The sequence below is a fragment of the Janthinobacterium sp. RA13 genome, from assembly GCF_000745325.1.
Classification (GTDB): domain Bacteria; phylum Pseudomonadota; class Gammaproteobacteria; order Burkholderiales; family Burkholderiaceae_D; genus Janthinobacterium; species Janthinobacterium rivuli.
Genome location: NZ_JQNP01000001.1, coordinates 6,220,428 through 6,242,138, shown reverse-complemented (window position 1 = coordinate 6,242,138; position 21,711 = coordinate 6,220,428). Strand labels below are relative to the sequence as shown.

23 protein-coding genes are annotated in these 21,711 nt (G+C 64.9%); 11 read left to right on the top strand and 12 right to left on the bottom strand.

Features of this window, described 5'->3' with window-relative positions; genetic code table 11:
- Positions 1 to 31: 31 nt before the first annotated feature.
- The 6 genes from FG13_RS27760 to FG13_RS27740 form a co-directional block, all read right to left on the bottom strand.
- Entirely contained in the window at positions 32 to 304 is a 273-nt protein-coding gene (locus FG13_RS27760; protein WP_035826380.1) for a hypothetical protein, read from the bottom strand.
- A gap of 9 nt (positions 305 to 313) precedes the next feature.
- The gene (locus tag FG13_RS27755; protein WP_035826378.1) at positions 314 to 1,819 is read right to left on the bottom strand and encodes a type II and III secretion system protein family protein; all 1,506 of its coding nucleotides are present in this window, start codon (positions 1,817 to 1,819) and stop codon (positions 314 to 316) included.
- 31 nt (positions 1,820 to 1,850) lie between these two features.
- Complete coding sequence (cpaB, locus tag FG13_RS27750) at positions 1,851 to 2,684, bottom strand: Flp pilus assembly protein CpaB (protein ID WP_035826376.1); 834 nt, start codon at positions 2,682 to 2,684, stop codon at positions 1,851 to 1,853.
- 42 nt (positions 2,685 to 2,726) lie between these two features.
- A complete protein-coding gene (locus tag FG13_RS27745; RefSeq protein WP_051959503.1) occupies positions 2,727 to 3,287 on the bottom strand; it encodes an A24 family peptidase in 561 nt (186 codons plus the stop codon).
- 115 nt (positions 3,288 to 3,402) lie between these two features.
- A complete protein-coding gene (locus FG13_RS29785) occupies positions 3,403 to 3,576 on the bottom strand; it encodes a Flp family type IVb pilin (RefSeq protein WP_071650303.1) in 174 nt (57 codons plus the stop codon).
- Between the two features lie 204 nt (positions 3,577 to 3,780).
- A complete protein-coding gene (locus tag FG13_RS27740; protein WP_035826362.1) occupies positions 3,781 to 4,470 on the bottom strand; it encodes a LuxR C-terminal-related transcriptional regulator in 690 nt (229 codons plus the stop codon).
- 559 nt (positions 4,471 to 5,029) lie between these two features.
- Between FG13_RS27740 and FG13_RS27735 the strand changes: the two genes are divergently transcribed.
- From FG13_RS27735 to FG13_RS27725, 3 genes are read left to right on the top strand one after another with little or no spacing between them, the layout of a single operon-like run.
- A complete protein-coding gene (locus FG13_RS27735) occupies positions 5,030 to 5,518 on the top strand; it encodes a TadE/TadG family type IV pilus assembly protein (RefSeq protein WP_051959502.1) in 489 nt (162 codons plus the stop codon).
- Complete coding sequence (locus tag FG13_RS27730; protein WP_035826359.1) at positions 5,518 to 6,120, top strand: TadE/TadG family type IV pilus assembly protein; 603 nt, start codon at positions 5,518 to 5,520, stop codon at positions 6,118 to 6,120. The genes FG13_RS27735 and FG13_RS27730 overlap by 1 nt, the downstream gene beginning before the upstream one ends.
- Positions 6,120 to 7,484 carry a vWA domain-containing protein gene (locus FG13_RS27725; protein WP_035826356.1) on the top strand — a complete coding sequence of 455 codons (1,365 nt, stop codon included), beginning with the start codon at positions 6,120 to 6,122 and terminating at the stop codon, positions 7,482 to 7,484. The genes FG13_RS27730 and FG13_RS27725 overlap by 1 nt, the downstream gene beginning before the upstream one ends.
- 13 nt (positions 7,485 to 7,497) lie before the next feature.
- On the opposite strand, the gene FG13_RS27720 is transcribed toward FG13_RS27725, so the two are convergent.
- Positions 7,498 to 9,348 (bottom strand): amidohydrolase, encoded by a 1,851-nt coding sequence (locus FG13_RS27720; protein WP_035826355.1) that lies wholly within the window; start codon positions 9,346 to 9,348, stop codon positions 7,498 to 7,500.
- A gap of 67 nt (positions 9,349 to 9,415) precedes the next feature.
- Positions 9,416 to 10,069: a hydrolase gene (locus FG13_RS27715; RefSeq protein ID WP_035826352.1), complete on the bottom strand. Its 654-nt coding sequence runs from the start codon at positions 10,067 to 10,069 to the stop codon at positions 9,416 to 9,418.
- 218 nt (positions 10,070 to 10,287) lie between these two features.
- On the opposite strand from FG13_RS27715, the gene FG13_RS27710 reads away from it, so the two are divergent.
- Positions 10,288 to 10,542 (top strand): hypothetical protein, encoded by a 255-nt coding sequence (locus tag FG13_RS27710; RefSeq protein WP_035826351.1) that lies wholly within the window; start codon positions 10,288 to 10,290, stop codon positions 10,540 to 10,542.
- Between the two features lie 7 nt (positions 10,543 to 10,549).
- Here FG13_RS27710 and FG13_RS27705 read toward each other — a convergent pair whose 3' ends face one another.
- From FG13_RS27705 to FG13_RS27695, 3 genes are all read right to left on the bottom strand, one after another.
- Entirely contained in the window at positions 10,550 to 12,688 is a 2,139-nt protein-coding gene (locus FG13_RS27705) for a TonB-dependent receptor plug domain-containing protein (RefSeq protein ID WP_035826349.1), read from the bottom strand.
- Positions 12,689 to 12,762: 74 nt separating this feature from the next.
- Entirely contained in the window at positions 12,763 to 14,190 is a 1,428-nt protein-coding gene (locus tag FG13_RS27700) for a M23/M56 family metallopeptidase (protein WP_035826346.1), read from the bottom strand.
- A 3-nt stretch (positions 14,191 to 14,193) separates the two neighbouring features.
- A complete protein-coding gene (locus FG13_RS27695) occupies positions 14,194 to 14,571 on the bottom strand; it encodes a BlaI/MecI/CopY family transcriptional regulator (RefSeq protein ID WP_035826344.1) in 378 nt (125 codons plus the stop codon).
- Positions 14,572 to 14,986: 415 nt separating this feature from the next.
- Here FG13_RS27695 and FG13_RS27690 point away from each other — a divergent pair, with 415 nt between their 5' ends.
- From FG13_RS27690 to FG13_RS27665, 6 genes are all read left to right on the top strand, one after another.
- Positions 14,987 to 16,357 (top strand): DEAD/DEAH box helicase, encoded by a 1,371-nt coding sequence (locus FG13_RS27690; RefSeq protein ID WP_035826342.1) that lies wholly within the window; start codon positions 14,987 to 14,989, stop codon positions 16,355 to 16,357.
- A 244-nt stretch (positions 16,358 to 16,601) separates the two neighbouring features.
- Positions 16,602 to 17,402, top strand: a complete 801-nt coding sequence (otnI, locus tag FG13_RS27685; protein ID WP_035826339.1) for a 2-oxo-tetronate isomerase — start codon at positions 16,602 to 16,604, stop codon at positions 17,400 to 17,402.
- A gap of 88 nt (positions 17,403 to 17,490) precedes the next feature.
- A complete protein-coding gene (locus FG13_RS27680; protein WP_051959500.1) occupies positions 17,491 to 18,309 on the top strand; it encodes a hypothetical protein in 819 nt (272 codons plus the stop codon).
- The gene (locus FG13_RS27675; RefSeq protein ID WP_051959499.1) at positions 18,294 to 18,764 is read left to right on the top strand and encodes a hypothetical protein; all 471 of its coding nucleotides are present in this window, start codon (positions 18,294 to 18,296) and stop codon (positions 18,762 to 18,764) included. The genes FG13_RS27680 and FG13_RS27675 overlap by 16 nt, the downstream gene beginning before the upstream one ends.
- Positions 18,765 to 18,844: 80 nt before the next feature.
- The gene (locus FG13_RS27670) at positions 18,845 to 19,264 is read left to right on the top strand and encodes a VOC family protein (RefSeq protein WP_035826338.1); all 420 of its coding nucleotides are present in this window, start codon (positions 18,845 to 18,847) and stop codon (positions 19,262 to 19,264) included.
- Between the two features lie 108 nt (positions 19,265 to 19,372).
- Positions 19,373 to 19,753: a TraR/DksA family transcriptional regulator gene (locus FG13_RS27665; RefSeq protein ID WP_035826337.1), complete on the top strand. Its 381-nt coding sequence runs from the start codon at positions 19,373 to 19,375 to the stop codon at positions 19,751 to 19,753.
- Positions 19,754 to 19,919: 166 nt separating this feature from the next.
- Here the strand turns inward: FG13_RS27665 and phbB are convergent, their stop codons facing one another.
- On the bottom strand, positions 19,920 to 20,666 hold the full coding sequence (gene phbB, locus FG13_RS27660; protein ID WP_035826336.1) for an acetoacetyl-CoA reductase: 747 nt from the start codon (positions 20,664 to 20,666) through the stop codon (positions 19,920 to 19,922).
- A 168-nt stretch (positions 20,667 to 20,834) separates the two neighbouring features.
- On the opposite strand from phbB, the gene FG13_RS27655 reads away from it, so the two are divergent.
- Positions 20,835 to 21,701, top strand: coding sequence for a universal stress protein (locus FG13_RS27655; RefSeq protein ID WP_035826335.1), 867 nt, complete (start codon positions 20,835 to 20,837; stop codon positions 21,699 to 21,701).
- The last annotated feature ends 10 nt before the right edge of the window (positions 21,702 to 21,711 follow it).

Genomic DNA, 21,711 nt, shown 5'->3' with positions numbered 1-21,711 from the left:
CCTTGCTGATTCTGTGGTGACGGTGCCAGGTTCACGGGCGCGCTCCGACACCGATGGTAAAGGCGGCCCCTTGCGGCGCGGGCGCGGCAAAGCTTTTCTGGTACGCCGCGTAGGCGGCCTGAGCGGCCTTGCCGTCGATGCCGGCCACGGGGTCGCGGTTCGCGCCCGCCTGCGGCGACAGCACTTGCCGCGCGCGCAGCTGCGCGACGCTGTGGCCGAACTGGCGGTCCAGATTCGGCGTGGCGGCGCAGCCGCTGGCGGCCAGCGCGGCCAGCAGCACGGGAAAGTAAAAAGAATGCTGCATGATGTGCTCCTATTGAGTGTCCGGACCGACTGGCGCTGTCTGCGCGGCCGCTTCCTGGCGTGGCCGTGGCGCGGCGGCGCCTTCCATTTTTCCCTGCAAGAAGAACTCGCCGCGGCTCGGCGCCACATAGGCGTCGGTCGGCAGCACGATATCGGCGCCATCGGCGGTGTCGAGCGGCTTGACCAGGTGCGGCGTGATGATGAACACCAGCTCGGTACGGTCGGTCTGGAAATCGCTGCTGCGGAACAGCGCGCCCAGCACGGGAATCTCGCCCAGGAAGGGCAAGGCCTTGATGTTGGTCGTCACATTGTTCTTGATCAAGCCGCCAACGGCAAAACTCTGGCCATCGAACAGCTGCACCGTGGTCGTGGTGCGCCGCGTGGTAAAGGCCGGCAACACCGCATTGGCGGCGGCGCCCCCGCCGGTGGTGATGCCGATGCCTTCGCGGTTCAGCTCCGACACTTCCGGCGCCACCTTCAGGTTGATGCGTCCGCCTTCCAGCACGGTGGGCGTGAACTTGACGGCGATGCCGAATTCCTTTTCCTCCAGCGTGATCTTGTTGGTCGTGCTGTCTTGCGCGACCGGTATGAAAATCTTGCCGCCCGCCAGGAAACTGGCTTCCTGGCCGCTGATGGCCATGATGTTCGGCTCGGCCAGCACCTTGACCAGACCGTCGCGCTTTTGCGCATCGAGCGTCAGGCCATTGCCATTCTTGCCGTTGACGGCGCCCAGATGGCTGGGGTTGCCGCTGAGCAGGTTCGACAGCAGGCCGTAGCTCCAGTTGCCGCGCGTGCCGCTGAGGCCCACGCTGGCACCGAGCTGGTCGACGAGCGTCTTCGACACTTCGGCGATCTTCACTTCCAGCATCACCTGTTGCGGCGCCGCGATCGTCAGCATATTGATGACCTTGACGCCGCCGCCCGCGCTGGCGGCGCCGTCGGCCGGCGCAGCCGGTGCAGCCGCCTCGCCCACGCCGCGCTGCGCATAGGCTTGCGCCATCTCGAGGATCTGGCTGGCCTTGACGCCGTCGCTCACCTGCCCCGACAGCACGATGCTGCCGCCGGCCGCGCCAACTTTCACGGCGCGCTCGCCAGGAAAGACATAGGCTAGCTGCGCCTGCAAGCCTTCGACGTCGATCTCGACTTCAATATCGACGATCACGGGGCGCTGCTGCCGGTCCCACAGGATCAGGTTGGTGCTGCCCGGGGCCAGGCCCCAGACGAACAGCTGGCTGGACGAGCCCAGCATCCTGGCGCCGGCCACCCTCGCATCGTTGACGGCGATCTGCGACACCGGCAAGCTCAGCTTGCGCAAGGTGGACTTGCCCACGGCGATGCGCACGGGCTCGCCCAGGCGGGCGATATCGGCGCCCAGCGACATGGCCGGCGCCGCCACCGGCGACATGACGGCTTGCCTGGCCGGCGCCGCCGCGATGGCGATGGCTGGCCAGGCCAGTCCTGCCGCCAGGGCCAGGCGCATGCCCGCACTCGTGGCGTGCTTACGAAATGTGTTCATCGATCATCCTTGCTCGCTTGCCTGCTGATTTTTAAAATTGCTGGACGCTCGTATCCATGCCCTTGATGACGGTGATGCTGTCGCGCGCGGCGGCGCGTGCCGGGGCCGGTTGGCGCCGCGCCGCGCGCACCGGCGCGGCCGCCGCTGCCGGCGCCTTCAGTTCCAGCAGCGACTCCTTGGTGGCGCCGCCCGTGTTGACGGGGTCGGGATCGACCTGGTTGCGCAGCACCAGCGACAGGCTGCCCACACTGCGCGCCAGGTCCAGCTTTTCCACCTGCTCCGGGGTCAGCTCCAGGGTCACGGCGTTGACCACCTTGGGTTTGTTGTCGTCGCGGCCCGACTCCTGCGCCACGGCCAGCACGAGTATGCGTTCAAGCACGATCTTGGAAATGGCCAACGGCTCGCCGCCCGCCTGCCTGGCGCGGTCATCCTGCGTATGCACGAGAATGTCGACGAAATTGCCCGGCAGGGCGAAGCCGGCCACGCCCACCACGTCATTGACGCGCACGGTCATGGCGCGCTTGCCGGCCGCCACGATGGCCGACAGGCCGCCCGTGGCGCCGGGCGGCGCGAGTTTGCTTTCCAGCACAGGCTCGCCCTTGCTGACGGCGCTGCGCGTGATGCGCCCGTCGAGCGGGCCTGCCTCGCCGAACGCTCCGGGCGGCATGGCGCCGGCCGGCCAGTCCATGCCGCGCAGCATGGCCGGCGTCACCTTCGCACCCACGCCGATATCGACCAGCGCGACCATCACCGTCTGGCTGGCTGGCGCGCCCTGCCCTGACATCCAGCGCGCGGCCGCCAGCACGGCCCCCCCCGCCATCAGCAACGCCAGCAGCAGCACGATCGCAACGCGGCTATTTCTCATTGTTTTTCCTCTTGGTAAAACTGGGGTTTCCGGACGGACGCGTCATGCCTGGCCGCCGGCCGCCAGGGCCAGCCAGATGGCGGTGCCGGCGGTAATGGCGATCGCATACGGCAAGTTGCCGCCCGGCGCGGCGGGCGAGTCAAGCTGCGGCGCCTCGCCCGCCGCGGCGCGCAGCCAGCCTTGCAGCAGCAATTGACGGGCATTGCCCAGCGACTGGCGCAGCGTGCCCTGGTACAAGGCCACGGCCAGCGCCAGCACGCCGCCGGCGAGCAGGCTGCACAGCACGGCAAACACGGTGGCGCGGGGACCCAGAAACGCTCCCACCATCGCCATCAGCTTGACGTCGCCCGCGCCCAGCGCCTTCAGCGCATGCATGGGCAACAGCAAGCCCAGGCCGACGGCCAGGCCGCCCAACGCCAGCCACGGTCCGGCCGGCGTCAGCCCGGGCAAGGCCAGGCTGTTGAGCAGCACGCCCAGCACGGCGCCGGCAAACACCAGCCGGTTGGGAATGCGCCGGCGGCGCACGTCATGCCAGACAGCCGCGGCAAGCAGCCCCCACAAGACTATGGCGGGGCTGAACGTCCAGAAAGAATGAGGGTCCATCGTGTACCTGATGCAAGCCGAGCGCATGACAGCATGCGCATCGTTGGGCGGGAAGTCGACAGGCCGGTGCGCATGGGCAGCCGGCCTGTCGGGTGCAGCGCGGTGGGCAGGCGTTTTAAATCGCCGCGCCCGTCAGCTTGGTGCCGATCGCCTTGAAGGCGCCATCGAGGCCGGTGGTGAAATAACCGACGGCCGTGACCAGCGCCGCAGCCACCAATGCCGCGATCAGCGCATATTCGATGGCAGTCACGCCATCTTCTTCGGCGATAAAGTTTTTAATGAAATTCATATTATTCCCTTTCAGGTCAAGTTTTAAACATGATAAAAACTGAAAATACAGTCTGAAAATAAAAACATTATCCTTGTTTTTATTTGCCAATTTCTGATGCGTGTATTTTATATAAACAAACATAAAATCGAATCAGAGAAAAGTCATTTTATGCGCAGTACAAAACATCTTAATTTTTTGTCTATAATCAGGACATATGTACTGTCATTCCGCATGGATGGGCTCGGCCAGCCGGTTGCGGGTGGCGTACACATATAATTCCAGGCGGTTGGTGACGTCGAGCTTGCTGTAGATCGATGTCAGATGATTACGCAAGGTTTGCTCCGAGATAAAAGCGCGCTGGGCGATCGCACGGTTCAGCGCGCCATTTCCTTCCACCATCATGGCAACGATCTTGCGCTCCTTCAGCGTCAGCCTGGCGATCCGCTGCTCTTCCGGATCGGGCGCCGCTTCCGGCTTGTTCAGCACGCCCAGCATGCTGTCGAGCAGCGCCGGATCCAGGCACAACTCGCCCTGATGCAGGCGGGCGATGGCGTCGACCATTTGCTTGACGGGCGTTTCCTTGCCCACCACCGCGCGCGCGCCGCTGCGCACGGCGCGCCCGCAGGCGGCCTGGTCCTGCGTGCCGCTGAACAGCATTGCGCGCGACACGCCATTGCCGAGCAGCTGCGGCAGGTAATCGATGGCGCAGGCGCCGCCGCAGCCCAGGTCGGCGTCCAGCACGATGACGTCGGGGCACAGGGTCCGCGCCAGCAGCAGCGCGCTGTCGATCTCGGTGGAACTGGCCACCACCTGCATCGCCGGCTGGGCGCTGGCGAACAACTGCTCCAGGCCCCACAGCCAGGTCTTGTGGTCCGACACCAGCATGACGCGGATGACATTTTGTGTTGACATGCTTTACCTCTTTACTTGAAGCCCACTCCCCTCGGGGAATGTTGTTGATCCGAATCGGGTTGCCTGCCTCGTCCGCGCGCGCCTTCTGCTGCCGCGCGCAGGGGGAAAAAGTCATGGGGGCACGAAGGAAGAGGCCTTGGTCCGGCACGCGCACACGCGGTGCGTGACCCAGGCCAGCGGACGCCGCATGGCGGGCGTGTGCCGATGGAGGGGCAGCGTGGTCAGGGCGGACGCGCTACCGGCGCGCCATCGCTGCTGCCACCGCTGCTGTTGCTTACATTGCAGCATTTTGTTGCATCACCTTGCAAAACAAGTCCTTGCCTGCACGCAGGACAATCCTGACACCAGGCCTGTTTTCCTACCCGCGCATATTACTCCCGGCCCTGAGGGGAAGGGGCCGGCACAATTGAAATAAGGCAGTTAATTACGATTATCTTGACCTGTAATAATTTAAATGGCGGACACGCCATTGAAAATCGATATAGAATAATCGCCAGTCAAATGGCGCAATGCCATCCGCCCGACATTCGTCATCGCGGAACTTAACCGGATTATTCCCATGCGTTTAAAACAGGCCGATTCCCGCATATTCCGCAAGCACGACGGACAAGGCGGCACCACGCTGCTTGAATTGGCCCTGATCACACCGGTCTTTCTCATGCTGATAATCGGTATCATCGAATTGAGCATGGCCTATTTTGCCAATATGACCATGCAGCACGCGGTGCGCGAAGGCGCGCGCTATGCCGTCACGGGGGCCAAGGACCTCGACCCCGACAGTGCCAACCAGCAGCGCTACCAGGCCGTGATGCAAAAAATACGCGACAGCTCCATGGGCATGTATGACAAGGTCAGCCCCGTGATCTCCGTCAACGGCAGCGATGCGGTCGGCGCCGCCATGTTCGGCCAGGCCGGCGATATCGTCGTCATTACCGTCGATTGCCGCTGGGCGTTTGCCACCCCCATGATCCGTGCCCTGTTCCGCGATGGCCAGGCGCATTTCGTCGTGGCAGCCACCATGCGCAATGAAAGCTTTGGCGGCCTGTGATGCGCGGCTACTTTCCTGCGCGCGCCGCGCGCGGCATCGCCGCCGTGGAATTTGCCATCGTGCTACCGCTGCTGGCGCTGCTGCTGTTCATGGTGGTCGATCTGTCGCGCGCCATCCAGGCCAAGACCATCCTGCTCAACATCAGCCGCGAAGGCGCCAACCTGGCCTCGCGCTCCACCTCCGACCTGAGCGGATCTAGCCAGGCCATCATGAATGCGCTGGCGGCCAGCACGCCGCCGCTGGACATGAACCAGCGCGGCATGATCTATATCACCAAGATCATGGGCTACACGGCCAAGAGCGGCATGCGCAACATCGTGCTGGAACAGTACCGCTGGGATGCGGGCGCGAAGGCCAGCGGCTACCTGCCCGCCAGCCAGGTGTGGCAATGCGGCAGCTGGAGCAATGGCGCGTGCACGGGCATCGCCAAGGACGAGTCCGCCCCCACGGTGGCGTTGATGCGGGACCAGCTGTCCGACGGCGAACTGATCTACGCCGTGGAAACTTTCTACAATTTCGACATGCTGTTCGGCACCTTGAAAATTGGCAACAGCACGACGCCCGTTCTGGGCCCCAACCTCACTTCGATGACGGTATTCTGATGCGCATTCCACACAAGCGGCAAGGCGGGCAAGTGCTGATCATGGTGGCGCTGTCGGCCGTCGTCCTGGTCGCCTCGGTGGGCCTGGCCGTCGATTCGGCCCTCGGCTACTTCGTCAAGGCCAAGCTCAACGCGGCCGTCGACTCGGCCAGCCTGGCGGCGGCGCGCGGCGTCACGGCGGGCAGCTCGGAAGAGGAACAGCGGACCAATGCGCGCCAGTCGGCCAAGGAATTTTTTGACATCAATTATCCGGACCAGTTCCTGCTGTCGACGCCGACCCTCAACCCCGTCGGCGTCACGTTCGACAAGGGCATCGTCACCATCGACGTCTCTGCCACCGCCTCGCTGCCCGTCTCGCTGATGGGCGTACTCGGCTTCAAGACCTTGAACGTGGCCGCCACCGCGCAAACCATCCGCAAGGATCTGGACATGGTGCTGGTGATGGATACCTCGGGCTCGCTGGCTAGCAATGCCGACGCCGTGCGGGCGGCGGGCAAGTCCTTCCTGAATAAATTCAATTCCACCGTGGACCGCGTCGGCTTGCTGCATTTTGCCAGCGGCGCGCAGCTCGATCTGCCGATCAAGACAAGCGATCGCGGCTTCGATCGCACGCAGGCTGGCAATGCCATCAATGGCTACAAGTTCGAAGGCGGCACGAATTACTCGGAAGGCATGTGGAATGCTCAGGACCAGCTCAATAGCATCAGCCAGAACAATCGCTCCAGCCTGCGCGTCATCGTGTTCTTTTCCGATGGATCTCCGTCCGCCTTTTCCTCTTACTTTTTCCCCGCTACCACGGGCAATTGCACGAAAGCGGGAGCGCTGGCCGTGTACGACGATTTACCATCGAGCGGTTTTGCGACAGATGGACTGTACCGTATCAATGCAAGCAGCGCCAAGCTCGCGCCCGAGACCTATTGCACCAGAAACCTGATCAGTGAATTGCCGACCTGGTATAACGCGCACAATCTTCCCGCCCAGGCCGACGATCCGACGGCACGCGAATTCCCCATCGTGACCACTACGCCGCGTGCGGTGAGCAAAGATATGTCCACCAGAAAACTCCAGTGGACCAATATGCACCGTGCATCGCGCAACCTGGCAGAGGCGATGGCCAGCAAGGCACGCCTGGAAAATACCTACATATTTACTCTGGGCATGGGCGCCGCGCTGAAGGCCAAGGCCGGGCCGGACAATGAAATCGGCGAGGACTTGCTGCGCTGCATGGCCAATACGGCGGATGCACCAAACCGTTGCCGCAAGCCGGCCGAACCCGTGGGCCTGTACTGCTATGCGGCCACCGAAAGCGAGCTGAGTCCCTGTTTCACGCGGCTCGCCTCGGCCATTTTGCGCATTTCCAAATAAGGCCCGCCACCGGCTAGAAGGCGAAACAGCTGCAGCCGAGCGTGCCCCAGAAGCCGGAAAAGTCACTGATCGGCACGGCCGATTTGCGCGCCCGGTCGTGGGCGTGCGCATGCACGCCGCAGGCGCCCGCGCACTGGTGCGGCATGGCCGCTTGCGCCGGCGTCGCCACGGGCCGGTAATGGCCGGGCACCGCGCGCACGGGCGACCACTCGGGCAGCACGGGAATCAAAGGCGGCGCCAGTGCCGAAAATGGCCCCTGGCCGTAGACGACCTTGCCGCCGACGATGGTCAGCACGGATTCGATGGACTTGATCGCTTCTTCCGGCACCGTGAAATAATCGGCCGACAGCACGGACAGGTCGGCCAGCATGCCCTCGCGGATGCGCCCCTTCTTGCCTTGCTCGCTGGAGAACCAGGCGCTGCCCGCCGTCCACAGTTCCAGCGCCGTATCGCGCGACAGTCTGCCCGCCGCATCCGTCAGGGCCAGGCCGCCCACGGTGCGCCCCGACACCAGCCAGTACAGCGCCGTCCACGGGTTGTAGCTGGCGACCCTGGTCGCATCCGTGCCGCCGCCGACGGGCACGCCCGCGTCGAGCATGCGCTGCACGGGTGGCGTGGCCTTGGCGGCATCCGCGCCATAACGCTCGACGAAATACTCGCCCTGGAAGGCCATGCGGTGCTGGATGGCCAGGCCACCACCGAGCGCCCTGACGCGGTCGATGTTTTTCGGGCTGATGGTTTCCGCGTGGTCGAACAGCCAGTGCAGGCCGGCGAACGGGGTGTCGCGGTTGACCTTTTCAAACACGTCGAGCATGCGGCTGATCGATTCGTCATAGGTGGCGTGCAGGCGGAACGGCCAGCGCTGCTCGACCAGGTGGCGCACGACCTTTTCCAGCTCATCTTCCATGCCGGCCGCCAGCTCGGGGCGCGGCTCGAGGAAATCCTCGAAGTCGGCGGCGGAAAAGACCAGCATTTCGCCGGCGCCATTGTGGCGGTAAAAGTCCGTGCCGTCGCCGGGTTTCACCATGCAGGTCCACTTCTGGAAGTCCTGCAGTTCCGCGCCCTTGTTTTGCGTGAACAGGTTGTAGGCGATGCGTATCGTCAGCTGCTCCTTTTGCGCCAGTTCGTCGACGACGGCGTAATCCTCGGGATAATTCTGGAAGCCGCCGCCCGCGTCGATGGCGCTGGTGATGCCGAGGCGGTTCAATTCGCGCATGAACTGGCGCGTGGAGTTCACTTGCAATTCGAGCGGCAGCTTGGGGCCTTTCGCTAGGGTCGCATATAAAATCATGGCGTTCGGGCGGGCGATCAGCAAGCCCGTCGGATTGCCTGCCGCATCGCGCACGATTTCGCCGCCGGGCGGATTCGGCGTGTTCTTGTCGTAGCCGACGGCGCGTAGGGCGGCGCGGTTGAGCAGGGCGCGGTCGTACAGGTGCAGGATGAAGACGGGCGTGTCGGGCGCGGCCGCATTGATTTCATCGAGGGTCGGCATGCGCTTTTCCGCGAACTGGAATTCCGTCCAGCCGCCCACCACGCGCACCCATTGCGGATTCGGCGTGCGCAAGGCTTGCTCCTTGAGCATGCGCAAGGCGTCGGCCAGCGAAGGCACGCCTTCCCAGCGCAATTCCAGGTTGTAGTTCAAGCCGCCGCGGATCAGGTGCAGGTGCGAATCGTTCAGGCCGGGAATCACCGTACGGCCATCGAGGTCAATCACCTGCGTGGCGGGGCCGCGGTGGCGCATCGCGTCTTCCACGTCGCCGACGGCGAGGAATTTGCCATCGGCGATGGCGACGGCGGACGCCAGCGGCTGCGTCCTGTCGACCGTATGGAAACGGCCGTTGAGCATGATCGTGTGTGCGTGCATGGGAACTCCCCAATCAAATGAAAACACGGCCCCGCCGGCGGGCGGCGGAGCCAAAATCAGCGAAAAATCAATGGCCTTCGCTGGCGTTGAACATGGATTTGGCGTAGATCAAGCCCAGGCCATAGCCGCCGCCATGCGCCACGGCCGTCGCCACCGTTTCATTGTAGGTCTCGCCGCGGGCCCAGTCGCGCTGCAGTTCCAGCAAGTATTGCACGGACGTCAGCGGCTGCGCGCCCGCCTGTATCATGCGCTGCATGGCCATCGCATGCGCTTCGTCGGAGACGTCGCCGCTGGCGTCGGCGATCACGTAGACGTCAAAACCTTGCTCCAGCGCCGACAGCGCAGGGCCGACGATGCACACGGACGTCCACAGGCCGGCCAGCACGATCTTGCCCTTGCCGTAGCCATTCACCTTGTCGGCGATGCGCGCATCTTCCCAGGTGTTCATGCTGGTGCGGTCGATCGGCGCCTGATCCGGGAAGACGGACTGGATCTCGTCGAAGATCGGGCCGGAGAATGATTTCGCCGCCACCGTCGTCAAAATCGTCGGCACCTTGAATTCCGCTGCCGCCTTGGCCACCAGGGCCGCGTTGTTACGCAGCAGGGCCAGGTCAATGGAACGGGTTGCGAAGGCCATTTGCGACTGGTGGTCGATCATGATCAGGGTATGATCGTTCGGGGTCAGCAGTTTTTGTGCGGCTTGGGCGGTGGCGATAGGCATGATGTTTTCCTTAGTGAAAATAATTGAATATAAAAAAGAGAGGTCGTTATACGGTGCTTCCGCTCCTGCCCTTGCGTCACCCTGTGTGTGCCGGGCCAGTGCTATGCAGTATGGACGAGATGGTTTGAAAACAAAAACGGAAAGAATGCCAAGCTATGTGCAATTTTTTCGATAATGAAAAATGACCGCAACAGCAAGCGACACATCAAGGAGAACACATGGGATTTGAATTCAGGATCACGGCCAGCCTGACGCAGGAACAGCGCCAGCACCTTGCACAGCTGCCAGAGTTGGTGGCTCCGGCGCCGCGCCCGCCCGGCGGCGCCATGCCTGACACCGAGGCCAGGCTGACGGATGCCGGCCTGTATGTGTGCCAGCACCTGCGCCCGGACCCGTGGCACGGCCTGGAGACCGTGCGCGCCTGGCTCGATGCGCAGGGCGTACGTTATGCCGTCGACGAGATCGACGACTGAATAAAACCTACAAGGCGCCTTCGAGCATGACGCGCAGGGTGCGGTAGCTGCCCGTATCGACCGTGCGCAGCAGGCTGCCGCCGCCATCCGCATACAGGCTGCGCGTGCGCTCACGCTGGCGCAGCAGATTGGCGCCCGAGACGCGCAGGCGCAGCTGGTCGCTGAAGGTCCACAACGCGTACAGATCCAGTTCGCGCCGGGCGCCCTGCCAGGCCAGCAGCTGGCTTGACTCGCGCGTCCGTCCGCCGCCCTGGTAATGCAGATTGCCGCCCAGGGTCAAGGGCTTGCCGGCCAGCCGGTAATCGGCGCCCAGGTTGGCGCTCCACGGCAGTTGGCCATCGAGGCGGTTGTCCGGGCCGGCGACGGCGTCCAGCGTCGACCAGTTGCGCGCCACGTTCGCCCGCAGGTCCAGCGCGGGGGCGCCTGCCCACAGCGCCGACAGCGGCAGCTTCGCTTCCAGTTCGATGCTGCGCACCTGCGCCCTGCCCTGATTGACGGGCGTGGCCACCCAGCGCCCCTGGTCCTGATACAGCCGGTCCAGCATCACATCGCTGATGCGCCGCAGCGAGGCGCTGGCGCCCAGCATGGCGCCTTGCCCAAGATAGTATTCGTAGGCCGCATCCAGGCCCCACGCCAGCTCCGGGCGCAGCGCCGGGTTGCCCTGGTTGTCGGGGTTCACGGGACTATTGCCGTTGTCGTTGAGATAAGGGCGCGGGATCAGCTGGAAAATCTGCGGCGCCTTGTAGGTGCGGGTGACGGCCAGGCGCACCTGATCCTTGCCGGCCAGCTTCCACAGGCTTTGCAGCACGGGACTCCATACCTGCGCGCGCACGTCGACGCGGCGCTGCGCGCCACCATTGGCGCTGGCCGTGCGCAAGGTTTCCCAGCGCAGCCCCAGATACAGCGACCAGCGCGCGGAGATATCCCATTCATCCTGCGCGAACAGGGCCAGGCGCCGCACCGTGGCCGCATAGTCTTCGTCCGGCAGCACGGGTGGCCCGCCCGGCGACAGCTGGCGTTCGCGGCGGAACTCCGTGCGCCGCCGGCTGCCCGCATCCCAGCCCGCCGCCAGCGCATGTCCCTGGCCCAGAGCCCGGCGATAGGTGCCGCTGGTCTGCACGCCCACATCATCGAGGCCCGCATCGACCCGGCGCACATTCGCCGGCCCGGGTGTGGCGCTGACGCCCTGGAACAGATAGTCGCTGCCACGGTGATTGGCATCGAGGCCCAGTTTCATGTCGAGGCTATCCCCTGTTCCGAACTTGCGCAGCCAGTGCAGATCGCTGCGCACGGTGCCGCTGTCCTGAGTGAACGCGGCGTCGTTGTCCGGATAGTCGGTATGGCTGCCCAGGTAAGCCGTTTCCACGACCTGGCGGCGGCTGGCCAGGCGGCGCAAGCTGACCAGGCTTTGCCAGGCCAGGCTGTCTTCGCCCGCCAGCGCCCATTGCAAACGGGGCGCCAGCTCGAACGTATCGCTGGTCACGCGCTCGGTCAGCGGCATATGGCGCACCACCGTGGGCCTGCCTTCGCCATCAAATGCGCGGTTCCATTCGTCGAGCAAGCCCCGGCGCCCCGTGTGCGCGAGCGTGCCGGCCAGCGCATACGACAGGCGGCCGTCCTTGTCCGCCCACTGCACGGTGGCGCTGCCGGCGGGCATGCCGTGGCTGCCGGACGCCCCCAGCTTGAAGGTGCGTTCGCGCCGCTTGCCCGATTTTTTCAGCACGATATTGATGGAACCGGCGATCGCCTGGGCGGAAAATTGCGCCGTGGCGGCACGCATGATTTCCACGCGCTCGACCAGTTCCGGGTCCAGCGAGTCGAGCGAAAAACCGGGCGGCACGGGCACGCCGTCGAGCATGATCAAGGTGTAACCCTGGCCCAGTCCGCGCAGCTGGATTTGCCCGCCAGCCGTGCCCGAAGCCGTGCCGCCGATGGTAATGCCGGGCAGGCGTTTCAGGGCGTCGGACAGGGCACGGTCGCCCTGGCGTATCAATTCCTCGTGGCCGACGACGATGGCGGCGACGGTGTCGTTGCGGCGCTGCTCCACCTTGCCCGCAGTGACCGTCACGGAAGGCAGGACGTCTTCGGCACGCACGTGCGCCGTCAAGGGCAGCGCAAGGCTGCACAATACAATACTCAATCGCATGGGAAATCCTGAAAGGTCTGTGGTGGTGTCGGCTGGCGCGTTCCCGCGCTCAGCCGCCCCGTGGCCAGCTCACGCTAATGGCCGAATTGTTCCTTGCGCATGCGCAGGGCGCGCGCGGTGGCGTTGGCATCGAGGCCGGCCAGCCACTGTCGCGGATCCTGCAAGCGCCCGTCGCGGGTGACCTCGAAATGCAAATGCGGCCCCGTCGCCAGACCGGTGGCGCCCACGGTGCCGATGGCCTGCCCTGCCGTGACGGCCATGCCGGTCGTCAGCGTGACCCGGTCGAGATGGGCATACAGCGACGCGACGCCAGCGCCATGGTCGATGCGCACGGCCTTGCCGAGGCGCGCATCTTCGCTGACGCTGGCGATGCCGTCGGCCGCCGCATGCACGGGCGTGCCGCGCCTGGCGCCCAGATCGATGCCGCGATGGCCTTGCGGTGTCAACTCGCGCACGACGCCAAAGAAGCCGGTCACGCGCATGCTGTCCAGGGGATTGCGCAAGAGAGCTGGCGCCGTCGCCGGCGCAGCGAGCATGCTTGCCGGCGCGGCTGCCACGGCCCACGCCAGTGCCGGCTGCAGCGCCAGGCTGGCCGCGCCGATCGCGCACAGCAGCAGCGCCGTCAGCACCCGCAGGGCCGTGGATGGGCGCGCCTGCCCGTCACGCATGCGCAGCAGGCGCTCGGCCATGCCGCCGCCGCCAAAGGCCAGCCCCGGCAGCGGCTGGGCCTGCAGGCCCAGTTGCCTGACCAGGGCCGCCGCATATTGCTGGCGCTGGCGCGGGGGCCGGCCAGCCAGTACCTGGCGGTCGCAACCGAGCTCTTGCGCCCAAGCCAGCTGGCCGGCCAGCCAGCGCGCGGCCGGATTGAACCACAGCAGCGCCTGCAGCATATTGGCCAGCAGCAGGAGCACGGGGTCGCGCCGGCGTGCATGGGTCAGCTCATGGGCGATCACCAGTTGCTGCTGTTCCGGCGTAAATTGCGCCAGGTGCGCCGGCAACAGCAGACGCGGCCGCCACACGCCCACCAGCATCGGCGAGATCGGCGCCGCCACTTCCAGCACGTCCATGCCGTGCAGGCGGCGGCGCTGCGCCAGTTGCAGCAAGCTGCGCAACATGGCGTGGCCACGCTGCCAGCGCCAGGCTGCGCAAGCGACGCCCAGCAGGTAGATCAGGCCCCATGCGGATGGCACCAGGGCCAGCCAGGAAGCAGTGGCTGGCAGCCCGGCGGCTGGCCCAGCCATGGCCAGCTGCACGTCGGGCGCGGCGCCGGCCAGCGAAACGGGCACGCTCAGTTCGGGCACCACGCTCAGTTGCCGCGTGTCAGGCAGCAGCGGCAGCACGAACACGGCGGCCAGCACCAGTTGCGCGACTAGCCACACGCTGCGCTGCGCCGCCAGCGCGGGCCAGCGCCGTTGCGCCAGGCTCAGCAATGCCCACAGCAGCGGACCGGTCACAAGACAGGCGACGCTGGCCTGCAACAGCGTGAGAGAAAACAGCAGCATCGCTTAGTCCTTTCCCTCGAGCGGCCAGTCCTGCAGCAATTGTTCCAGCGCCGCCAGCTCCTGCTGGTCCACCAGTTTGCTGCCCGTAAACATACTGACCGGCAAGGGACTGTCGATTTCCATCACGCGCCGGCCAAAGTCGTGGGCGAACGCGGCCAGGGTAGCCACCTTGTCCACGTTCGCTTCATACACGAGCACGCCATGCACGCTGCGCTGCAGCAGCATGCCCTTGTCCAGCATGCGTTCGAGCGTCTTGCGCGTGGATGAAAACGACCATCCCAGCTCGTCTTCCACCCTGGCGTGCAATTCGCGCGCGGATAGCGGGTGGTCTTTCCACAAGGCTTTCAATAACGACAGTTCGGTGACGGAGGGCGTGCTCATGGTGCATCCTTTTAGTGACTATTGACGCAATTATGCGACAAGAGTCACACACACGCAAGCGCTATGTGCGACAACTGTCACATGCACTAAAACGCCTCCCGCGCGTCTTGCGCTCGGGCACGCCATGTCCAGATGGCGGCGAAAGGCCGCCTTGCCAGTGATCACGTCGCCGCTGCCCCGTTTCCCTATCGTATGGCTCAGGCTTTCCAGGACGGCAGCGCGCCTTGGCCTGACTTTTCTTTACTTGCGGCATTGCAAAGCTGAAACAAAACAGGCGCGTTTTTGCCATGCTGTTATACTTCGCGTGTGCGGCACATATGACCAGTCCCCTTGCCGCTGTCTTTCGACCCCTAATCTGATTGCCTGCGACTGGCGCCTCACGATGGCGACAGGCCGATCTCACAATAAAGTTACCATGTCCTTTTCCTCCCTCGGATTGTCCGACGCTATCGTACGTGCCGTTACCGAACACGGCTACACCGTGCCGACCCCGATTCAGTCGCAGGCGATTCCCGCCGTGCTGGCTGGCGGCGACTTGCTGGCCGGTGCACAAACCGGTACCGGCAAGACGGCCGGCTTCACCCTGCCCGTGCTGCACCGCCTGTCGACGGACGCCAATGGCGCGTCCATCACCAGCAACACCTCGACGCGCCCGATCCGCGCCCTGATCCTGGCCCCGACGCGCGAACTCGCCGCGCAGGTCGAGGAAAGCGTGCGCGCCTACAGCAAATACACCAAATTGAACTCGACCGTGATCTTCGGCGGCGTCGGCATCAACCCGCAAATCAAGCAATTGAAGCATGGCGTCGACATCCTCGTCGCCACGCCGGGCCGCTTGCTGGACCACATGGGCCAGGGCACGGTCGACCTGTCGAAAGTGGAAATCCTGATTCTCGACGAAGCCGACCGCATGCTCGACATGGGCTTCATCCGCGACATCAAGAAAGTGCTGGCCGTGCTGCCGCCAAAACGCCAGAACCTGCTGTTTTCGGCCACGTTCTCGGAAGAGATCAAGGCCCTGGCCGACGGCTTGCTGAACAAGCCAGCCATGATCGAAGTGGCGCGCCGCAATTCGACCGTGGAAGTGATCAAGCAAAAGATCCATCCGGTCGACCGCGACAAGAAGCACCCGATGCTGTCCTACCTGATCAAGTCGAACAACTGGACGCAAGTGCTGGTATTTACACGCACCAAGCATGGCGCGAATAAACTGGTCGAGCAGCTGGGCGCGGACGGCATCGGCGCCCTGGCCATCCACGGCAACAAGAGCCAGTCGGCACGCACGCGCGCGCTGTCCGAGTTCAAGGATGGCACCTTGCAAGTGCTGGTCGCCACCGACATCGCCGCGCGCGGTATCGATATCGACCAGTTGCCGCACGTCGTCAACTACGACTTGCCGAACATTCCGGAAGACTATGTGCACCGTATCGGCCGCACGGGCCGTGCCGGCGCCAAGGGCGAAGCCGTGTCGCTGGTCTGCGTGGATGAGCACGAAATGTTGAAAGACATCGAAAAGCTGATCAAGCAAACCCTGCCGCGCGAAGTCATCGAAGGTTTCGAGCCCGACCTGAACGCCCGCGCCCAGCCTGTGCAATTGCGCAGCGGTACCGGCGGTCACCGCAACAACAGCCGCGCGCCAGCCGGCGCCGTGGTGCGCGTGAAAACCGGCGGCAGCGGCGCCAAGCCACGCAGCGCCGGCCCAGCGGGCGGCGGTGGCGGCGGCAACCGTTCGGGCAATGCGCCGCGTTCGGCGGCAAACCATCGCTCCGGCGGCCGCGGCCGCTAAAACGCGGCCTTAAAGCTACTGCGCGGGGCGCTATTGCGTTTGCGTTGCTCGCCGTACTCTTGTACGGCTGCGCTACTCGACGCAATATCACTCCCGCTCGCTACGCTTTCAGGCGGCGTTTGTCTTTATCAAAAAGACGGCAAAAACCGTTCCAGGACTTGCTTCTGGAACGGTTTTTTTATGCCCGCCACCATTTGCCGATTTGGGCTAGGATAGTATTCATCGTCCTCACCTGCGTGCCGCCATGCCGAACTTCGCTGCCAACCTCAGCATGATGTTTACCGAACTGCCCTTCCTCGACCGCTTTGCCGCCGCCAGGGAAGCGGGTTTCGATGCCGTCGAATTTCTGTTTCCCTATGCCGTCGAGGCGCGGCAGATCGCCATGCGGCTGGAACGCCACCATCTGCAGCTGGCCGTCTTCAACTTCCCACCCGGCGACTGGGAGCACGGCGAGCGGGGCATTTCCTGCGATCCGCGGCGCGGCGAGGAATTCCGCAACAACGTGCAACTGGCGCTCAACTATGCGCTGGCGCTCGGGGCGAAACAGCTGCACTGCATGTCCGGCATCGTGCCACCCGGCATGAGCCTGGAGCGGGCGCGGCAAAGCCTGATCGGCAACCTGCAATTTGCGGCCGACGCCTGCCGTCCGCATGGCATCAACGTGCTGATCGAGCCGATCAACCGCTACGACATGCCCGGTTACTTTCTGAATCATAGCCAGCAGGCGGCCGACATCATCGCCGACTGCCAGCGCAACAATATCTTCCTGCAATACGACATTTATCACATGCAGCGCATGGAAGGCGAACTGAGCAACACCATCCGCGCCCTGCTGCCCCTGATCCGCCACATCCAGATCGCCGATACGCCGGGCCGCCATGAACCGGGCACGGGCGAGATCAACTACCGCCATCTGTTCAAGCTGCTCGACCAGGTCGGCTACGCAGGCTGGGTCGGCTGCGAATACCGTCCCGCCAGCGACACCGTTGCCGGACTGGGCTGGCGCGAGCAATTGACAGGCACAGCGGGCACAATCGGCGCCTGATCGCAGCGCGCTTGCGCCGGCACAAGGCGGGCGGCGCAAGCCGGCACGACAATACCTTTCCATACAGTATTTCCTGTCGAGAGGTCACGTGTCCGCCCTGCCCGCCCGCCATTGCCGCGCCCTTGGCCTGAACCTCTGCCAACACCTTTGCCTGGCGATTCTGCTGTGCGGCTGCGCCACCGCGCGCCCCGAGCTGGCGCAGGTGCGCGCGCTGGCCGCCGGCGCCGATGCCCTGACCGCCTTCGGCGAACTGTCGCAGCGCCACGTCGACAGCTACCAGCGCGCCCGCCCTTATCTGTCGCCGGCCGAAGACGCGCGCGAACGCCTGCTCGATGCGCAGCGCCGCGCCGCGCAGGCGGATGTCGCGCGCCTGGCGCAGGCCGTGCGCCTGTACCTGCAGGCGCTGGGCCGGCTGGCCGATGCCGATGCATATGACGTGCGGCCGGAACTGGCCGGCGCCGGCGCCGCCATCCGCGCCTGGCCCGGCAGCGGCATCGACGACCGCCATGTGAGCGCCTACACCTTGCTGCTGCAGCAATTGTCGCGCCTGGGCGGCGCGGCCAGCCAGCGGGCGCAGCTGGCGCAAGTGCTGCACGACGGCGATGCGCCGCTGCAAGCCCTGCTGGCCGCGCTCGACAGCTTGCTGGCGCTGTACGACAAGAGCGGCGATAACGAGCGCGACATGGTGCTCGGCTTGCTCGATGTGGAAATCGCGTATGCGGACACGCCGCCGCAGCGCCTGCTGGCCGTGCTGGCGAAAAACATGCAGCAAAACAAAACCGAGGAATACCGCCTGCTTGGCTTGCGCCATACCCTGGCGCGCCGGCAACTGGCGGCACTGGGGCGCGAACACGCGCAGCTGGCTGCCGCCCTCACCACCACGGAGGCAAGATGGACGGATCGGTAGGCACAAGCAGCAGCGAACGGCGCGAAGCGGCTCTCAGCAGCGCCATGCGCGTCGAGCAATTGGCCGACAGCCTGTCGCAGGCGGCCGTCACCCTGCACGGCGCCGTCATGCGCGCCATCCGCAGGCGCGCCAGCCAGGGAGACAGTGGCATCAGCCACAGCCAGGCGCAAGCCGTCTTCGCCCTGGAAGTGGCCTTGCGCCAGCAAGCCAATCAGCTGTACGCCGATGCCGCCGGGCACACGGTGGCCGGCCTGGACACGGCGCAGCGCCAGCTCAGCGGCCTGCTCGACACGGTGCGCCTGCGCATCGCCCGCAACGACGACGTGCGGCACTGGATCAGCCTGGCGACGAGCTTGTTGCACTTGGGCAGCGCCGTGCTTGCAGGCAATCCCGAACGCATCCTGGGCACCCTGGGCAAGGTGCGTGAGCGGCTGCAAGAGATGGCGCCGGACTGATTGAAATCGGCCGGCGAGCGCCTATACTGGGACGTCCCCGCCGGGCAATCGTGCCTGCGGGACGACCAGAGGAGACCAACATGCGTATCGAACCGTATTTGCAATTCGATGGAAACTGCGCGCAAGCGCTGGAATACTACCGCCAGCACCTGCATGGCACCGACCTGTGCCTGATGCCGTATCGCGGCACGCCGATGCAGGAGCAAGTCAAGGAAGACTGGTATGACAAGATCATGCACGGCTCGGTGCAGCTGGGACCGACCATGCTGATGGGCTCGGACGGCGGCTGCAGCGAAGATGGCGCCAAGGGCATGCACGGCAGCTCGATCTGCCTGACCGTCGATACGCCGGAAGAGGCGGAACGGGTCTTCGACGCGCTGGCGCGTGACGGCAACATTCAGATGCCCTTGGAGGAAACGTTCTGGGCCAAGCGCTTCGGCATGCTGAAAGACCAGTTCGGCGTCGCCTGGATGGTCAACTGCCTCAAAGAACCAGCATAGAACGGCCCCTGCCCGCCTGCGCCGCGTCAAACGCGGCGCGGGTAGTAGCGCAAGCAGAGTCGCCCATCCTGGACTACCATATAGGACAGACGCCTATCGGGGACAGCCATGAATGGATTGCCGCAAGACCAGCTGCAGCGCCTGCAGGGCGTGCTGGAGCAACGCAAGCTGGCGTTGCTGGAACAGATCGAGAACGAAGCGGCCGAAGCGGATGCGCGCGCCTCGCTGCTCAATGAAGTCGAAGCCTCGCCGGCCGACAACGCCAGCGTGCGCACCTTGAACGCCCTCGTCAGCGAAGCGGCCGAGCACAACCTGGCCCAGCTGGCCATCATCAAGCATGCGCTGGCCAGGTTTACCGATGGCAGCTATGGCCTGTGCGACAACTGCGGCGAAGCCATCGGCCTGTCGCGCCTGAACGCGCGTCCCGAAGCGCGGCTGTGCATCGATTGCCAGACGCGGCTGGAAAAAGTCCGGCGCCCGGTGCCGTGAGGAGAGCATAACGGCGGCGCAACAACAAAGGGCAAGGCATCGCTGCCCTGCCCCGTGTTTTCCAGCGTGACTGCCATTGCCTTCCGTCCTGCGCCAGCATCTGTGCGCCGGCTGGGTGGACGGGTCTCCTCTACTGCCATTGCCTCTATGCAAGCGGCACGCTTGCTTAACTCATATGCTGCCCGCCATTGATGGCGATGTTCGCGCCCGTGACGAATGCCGCCTCGTCGGACGCCAGGTAAGCGACCAGGGCCGCCACCTCGTCCGGCTCGCCCAGACGGCCCAAGGGAATTTGCGGCAGGATTTTTGTTTCCAGGATATCGGCCGGCACGGCCGTCACCATCTGCGTGCGCAGGTAGCCGGGCGAGACCGTGTTGACGGTGATGCCATGGCGCGCCACTTCCAGCGCCAGCGCCTTGCTGAAGCCATGCACGCCCGCCTTCGCAGCCGCATAGTTGCACTGGCCAAACGCGCCCTTCTGGCCGTTGACGGACGAGATATTGATGATGCGGCCCCAGCGCTTGGCCAGCATGGGTTCGAGCACCTGCTTGCTCATGTTGAACAGGCTGTCGAGATTGGTGCGCATGACCTCGGCCCAGTGCGGCAATTCCATCTTGCGCATGCTCTGGTCGCGCGTGATGCCGGCGTTGTTGACCAGCACGTCGACCCTGCCGAACTGCGCCAGCACGCTGGACACGGCCTCGCTGCAGGCGGCGAAATCCGTCACATCAAGGGACAGCGGATGAAAATAATACTGCTGCGCCTGCTGCTCTTCGAGCCAGTTTGCCACCCGCGCATTGCCCGGCGTATGCGCCGCCACGACGGCAAAGCCCGCCCCATGCAGGCGGCGGCACAAGGCCGTGCCCAGGCCGCCCATGCCACCCGTGACCAGCGCTACCTTTTGTTCCTTCATGACTGTCTCTCCCCGCTTGTTATGGTTGTTCTGCGTGGCATCAAGTGTAGGAGCAGTTTTTATTGGCAGCCTTGCGCCAAATCAAGTGCTCAGGCTGATGCAGTCGTGCGCGGCCGGCACCCCGGACTGTGCCAGAATGACCGCTACCGCACAGCGAGAGGACAGGCCATGACATATAAAACCGTATTGCTCCACATCGACGACAGCGCGGGGCGCGCCGCCCGCATCGACGCGGCCGCCAGCATCGCCCAGGCTTGCGGCGGCCACCTGACGGGCGTGGCGCTAACGGGCGTGTCGCGGCTGCTGTACCAGAACCAGCCCGACCTCGATGCCGACCCGAACCTGAGCTTGCATTTGAATTTCCTGAGGGAACGGGCGACGCGCGCCCTCGACGGTTTCGAGCAACAGGTGCGCGCGGCCGGCGTCGCCTCGTTCGAGCAGCGCGTGCTCGACGACGAGGCGGCGGGCGGCATCAGCCTGCTGGCCCGCTATGCGGACCTGGTCGTCATCAGCCAATACAATGCCAAGGATAAATCGCCGTCCGTGATGCGCGACTTCCCCGCCTATGTGCTGCTGCATTCGGGCCGCCCCGTGCTGATCGTGCCGTATGCGCCGCCGCTGCCCCTGCTGGCGCCGCCGGCAGCCGCGCGCAATGTGCTCATTTCCTGGAACGCCAGCAAGGAAGCAAGCCGCGCCGTGAGCGCCGCCCTGCCCCTGCTGCAGCGCGCCGGGCAAGTCCACGTGGCCATCTTCGACGCCCAGGTGCATGCCGCCGAGCACGGCGAACAACCGGGCGCCGAACTGACGCAGTACCTGGCGCGCCACGGCGTGGAAGCGCGGCTGCATTTGCTCGATGGCGGTGGCGTGCGGCGCGGCGACATCGGCGAAGCGCTGCTGTCGCAGGCGGCCGACCTGTCGGCCGATTTGCTGGTGATGGGAGCGTATGGCCATTCGCGCCTGCGCGAAACCATCCTCGGCGGCGTCACGCGCACGATTCTGCAAAGCATGACGATCCCCGTGCTGATGGCGCACTAGACCTTTGGAA

Coding starts and splice junctions, on each gene's coding strand:
- FG13_RS27760 (WP_035826380.1), bottom strand. CDS start 304: ATGCAGCATTCTTTTTACTTTCCCGTGCTGCTGGCCGCGCTGGCCGCC.
- FG13_RS27755 (WP_035826378.1), bottom strand. CDS start 1,819: ATGAACACATTTCGTAAGCACGCCACGAGTGCGGGCATGCGCCTGGCC.
- cpaB (WP_035826376.1), bottom strand. CDS start 2,684: ATGAGAAATAGCCGCGTTGCGATCGTGCTGCTGCTGGCGTTGCTGATG.
- FG13_RS27745 (WP_051959503.1), bottom strand. CDS start 3,287: ATGGACCCTCATTCTTTCTGGACGTTCAGCCCCGCCATAGTCTTGTGG.
- FG13_RS29785 (WP_071650303.1), bottom strand. CDS start 3,576: ATGAATTTCATTAAAAACTTTATCGCCGAAGAAGATGGCGTGACTGCC.
- FG13_RS27740 (WP_035826362.1), bottom strand. CDS start 4,470: ATGTCAACACAAAATGTCATCCGCGTCATGCTGGTGTCGGACCACAAG.
- FG13_RS27735 (WP_051959502.1), top strand. CDS start 5,030: ATGCGTTTAAAACAGGCCGATTCCCGCATATTCCGCAAGCACGACGGA.
- FG13_RS27730 (WP_035826359.1), top strand. CDS start 5,518: ATGCGCGGCTACTTTCCTGCGCGCGCCGCGCGCGGCATCGCCGCCGTG.
- FG13_RS27725 (WP_035826356.1), top strand. CDS start 6,120: ATGCGCATTCCACACAAGCGGCAAGGCGGGCAAGTGCTGATCATGGTG.
- FG13_RS27720 (WP_035826355.1), bottom strand. CDS start 9,348: ATGCACGCACACACGATCATGCTCAACGGCCGTTTCCATACGGTCGAC.
- FG13_RS27715 (WP_035826352.1), bottom strand. CDS start 10,069: ATGCCTATCGCCACCGCCCAAGCCGCACAAAAACTGCTGACCCCGAAC.
- FG13_RS27710 (WP_035826351.1), top strand. CDS start 10,288: ATGGGATTTGAATTCAGGATCACGGCCAGCCTGACGCAGGAACAGCGC.
- FG13_RS27705 (WP_035826349.1), bottom strand. CDS start 12,688: ATGCGATTGAGTATTGTATTGTGCAGCCTTGCGCTGCCCTTGACGGCG.
- FG13_RS27700 (WP_035826346.1), bottom strand. CDS start 14,190: ATGCTGCTGTTTTCTCTCACGCTGTTGCAGGCCAGCGTCGCCTGTCTT.
- FG13_RS27695 (WP_035826344.1), bottom strand. CDS start 14,571: ATGAGCACGCCCTCCGTCACCGAACTGTCGTTATTGAAAGCCTTGTGG.
- FG13_RS27690 (WP_035826342.1), top strand. CDS start 14,987: ATGTCCTTTTCCTCCCTCGGATTGTCCGACGCTATCGTACGTGCCGTT.
- otnI (WP_035826339.1), top strand. CDS start 16,602: ATGCCGAACTTCGCTGCCAACCTCAGCATGATGTTTACCGAACTGCCC.
- FG13_RS27675 (WP_051959499.1), top strand. CDS start 18,294: ATGGACGGATCGGTAGGCACAAGCAGCAGCGAACGGCGCGAAGCGGCT.
- FG13_RS27670 (WP_035826338.1), top strand. CDS start 18,845: ATGCGTATCGAACCGTATTTGCAATTCGATGGAAACTGCGCGCAAGCG.
- FG13_RS27665 (WP_035826337.1), top strand. CDS start 19,373: ATGAATGGATTGCCGCAAGACCAGCTGCAGCGCCTGCAGGGCGTGCTG.
- phbB (WP_035826336.1), bottom strand. CDS start 20,666: ATGAAGGAACAAAAGGTAGCGCTGGTCACGGGTGGCATGGGCGGCCTG.
- FG13_RS27655 (WP_035826335.1), top strand. CDS start 20,835: ATGACATATAAAACCGTATTGCTCCACATCGACGACAGCGCGGGGCGC.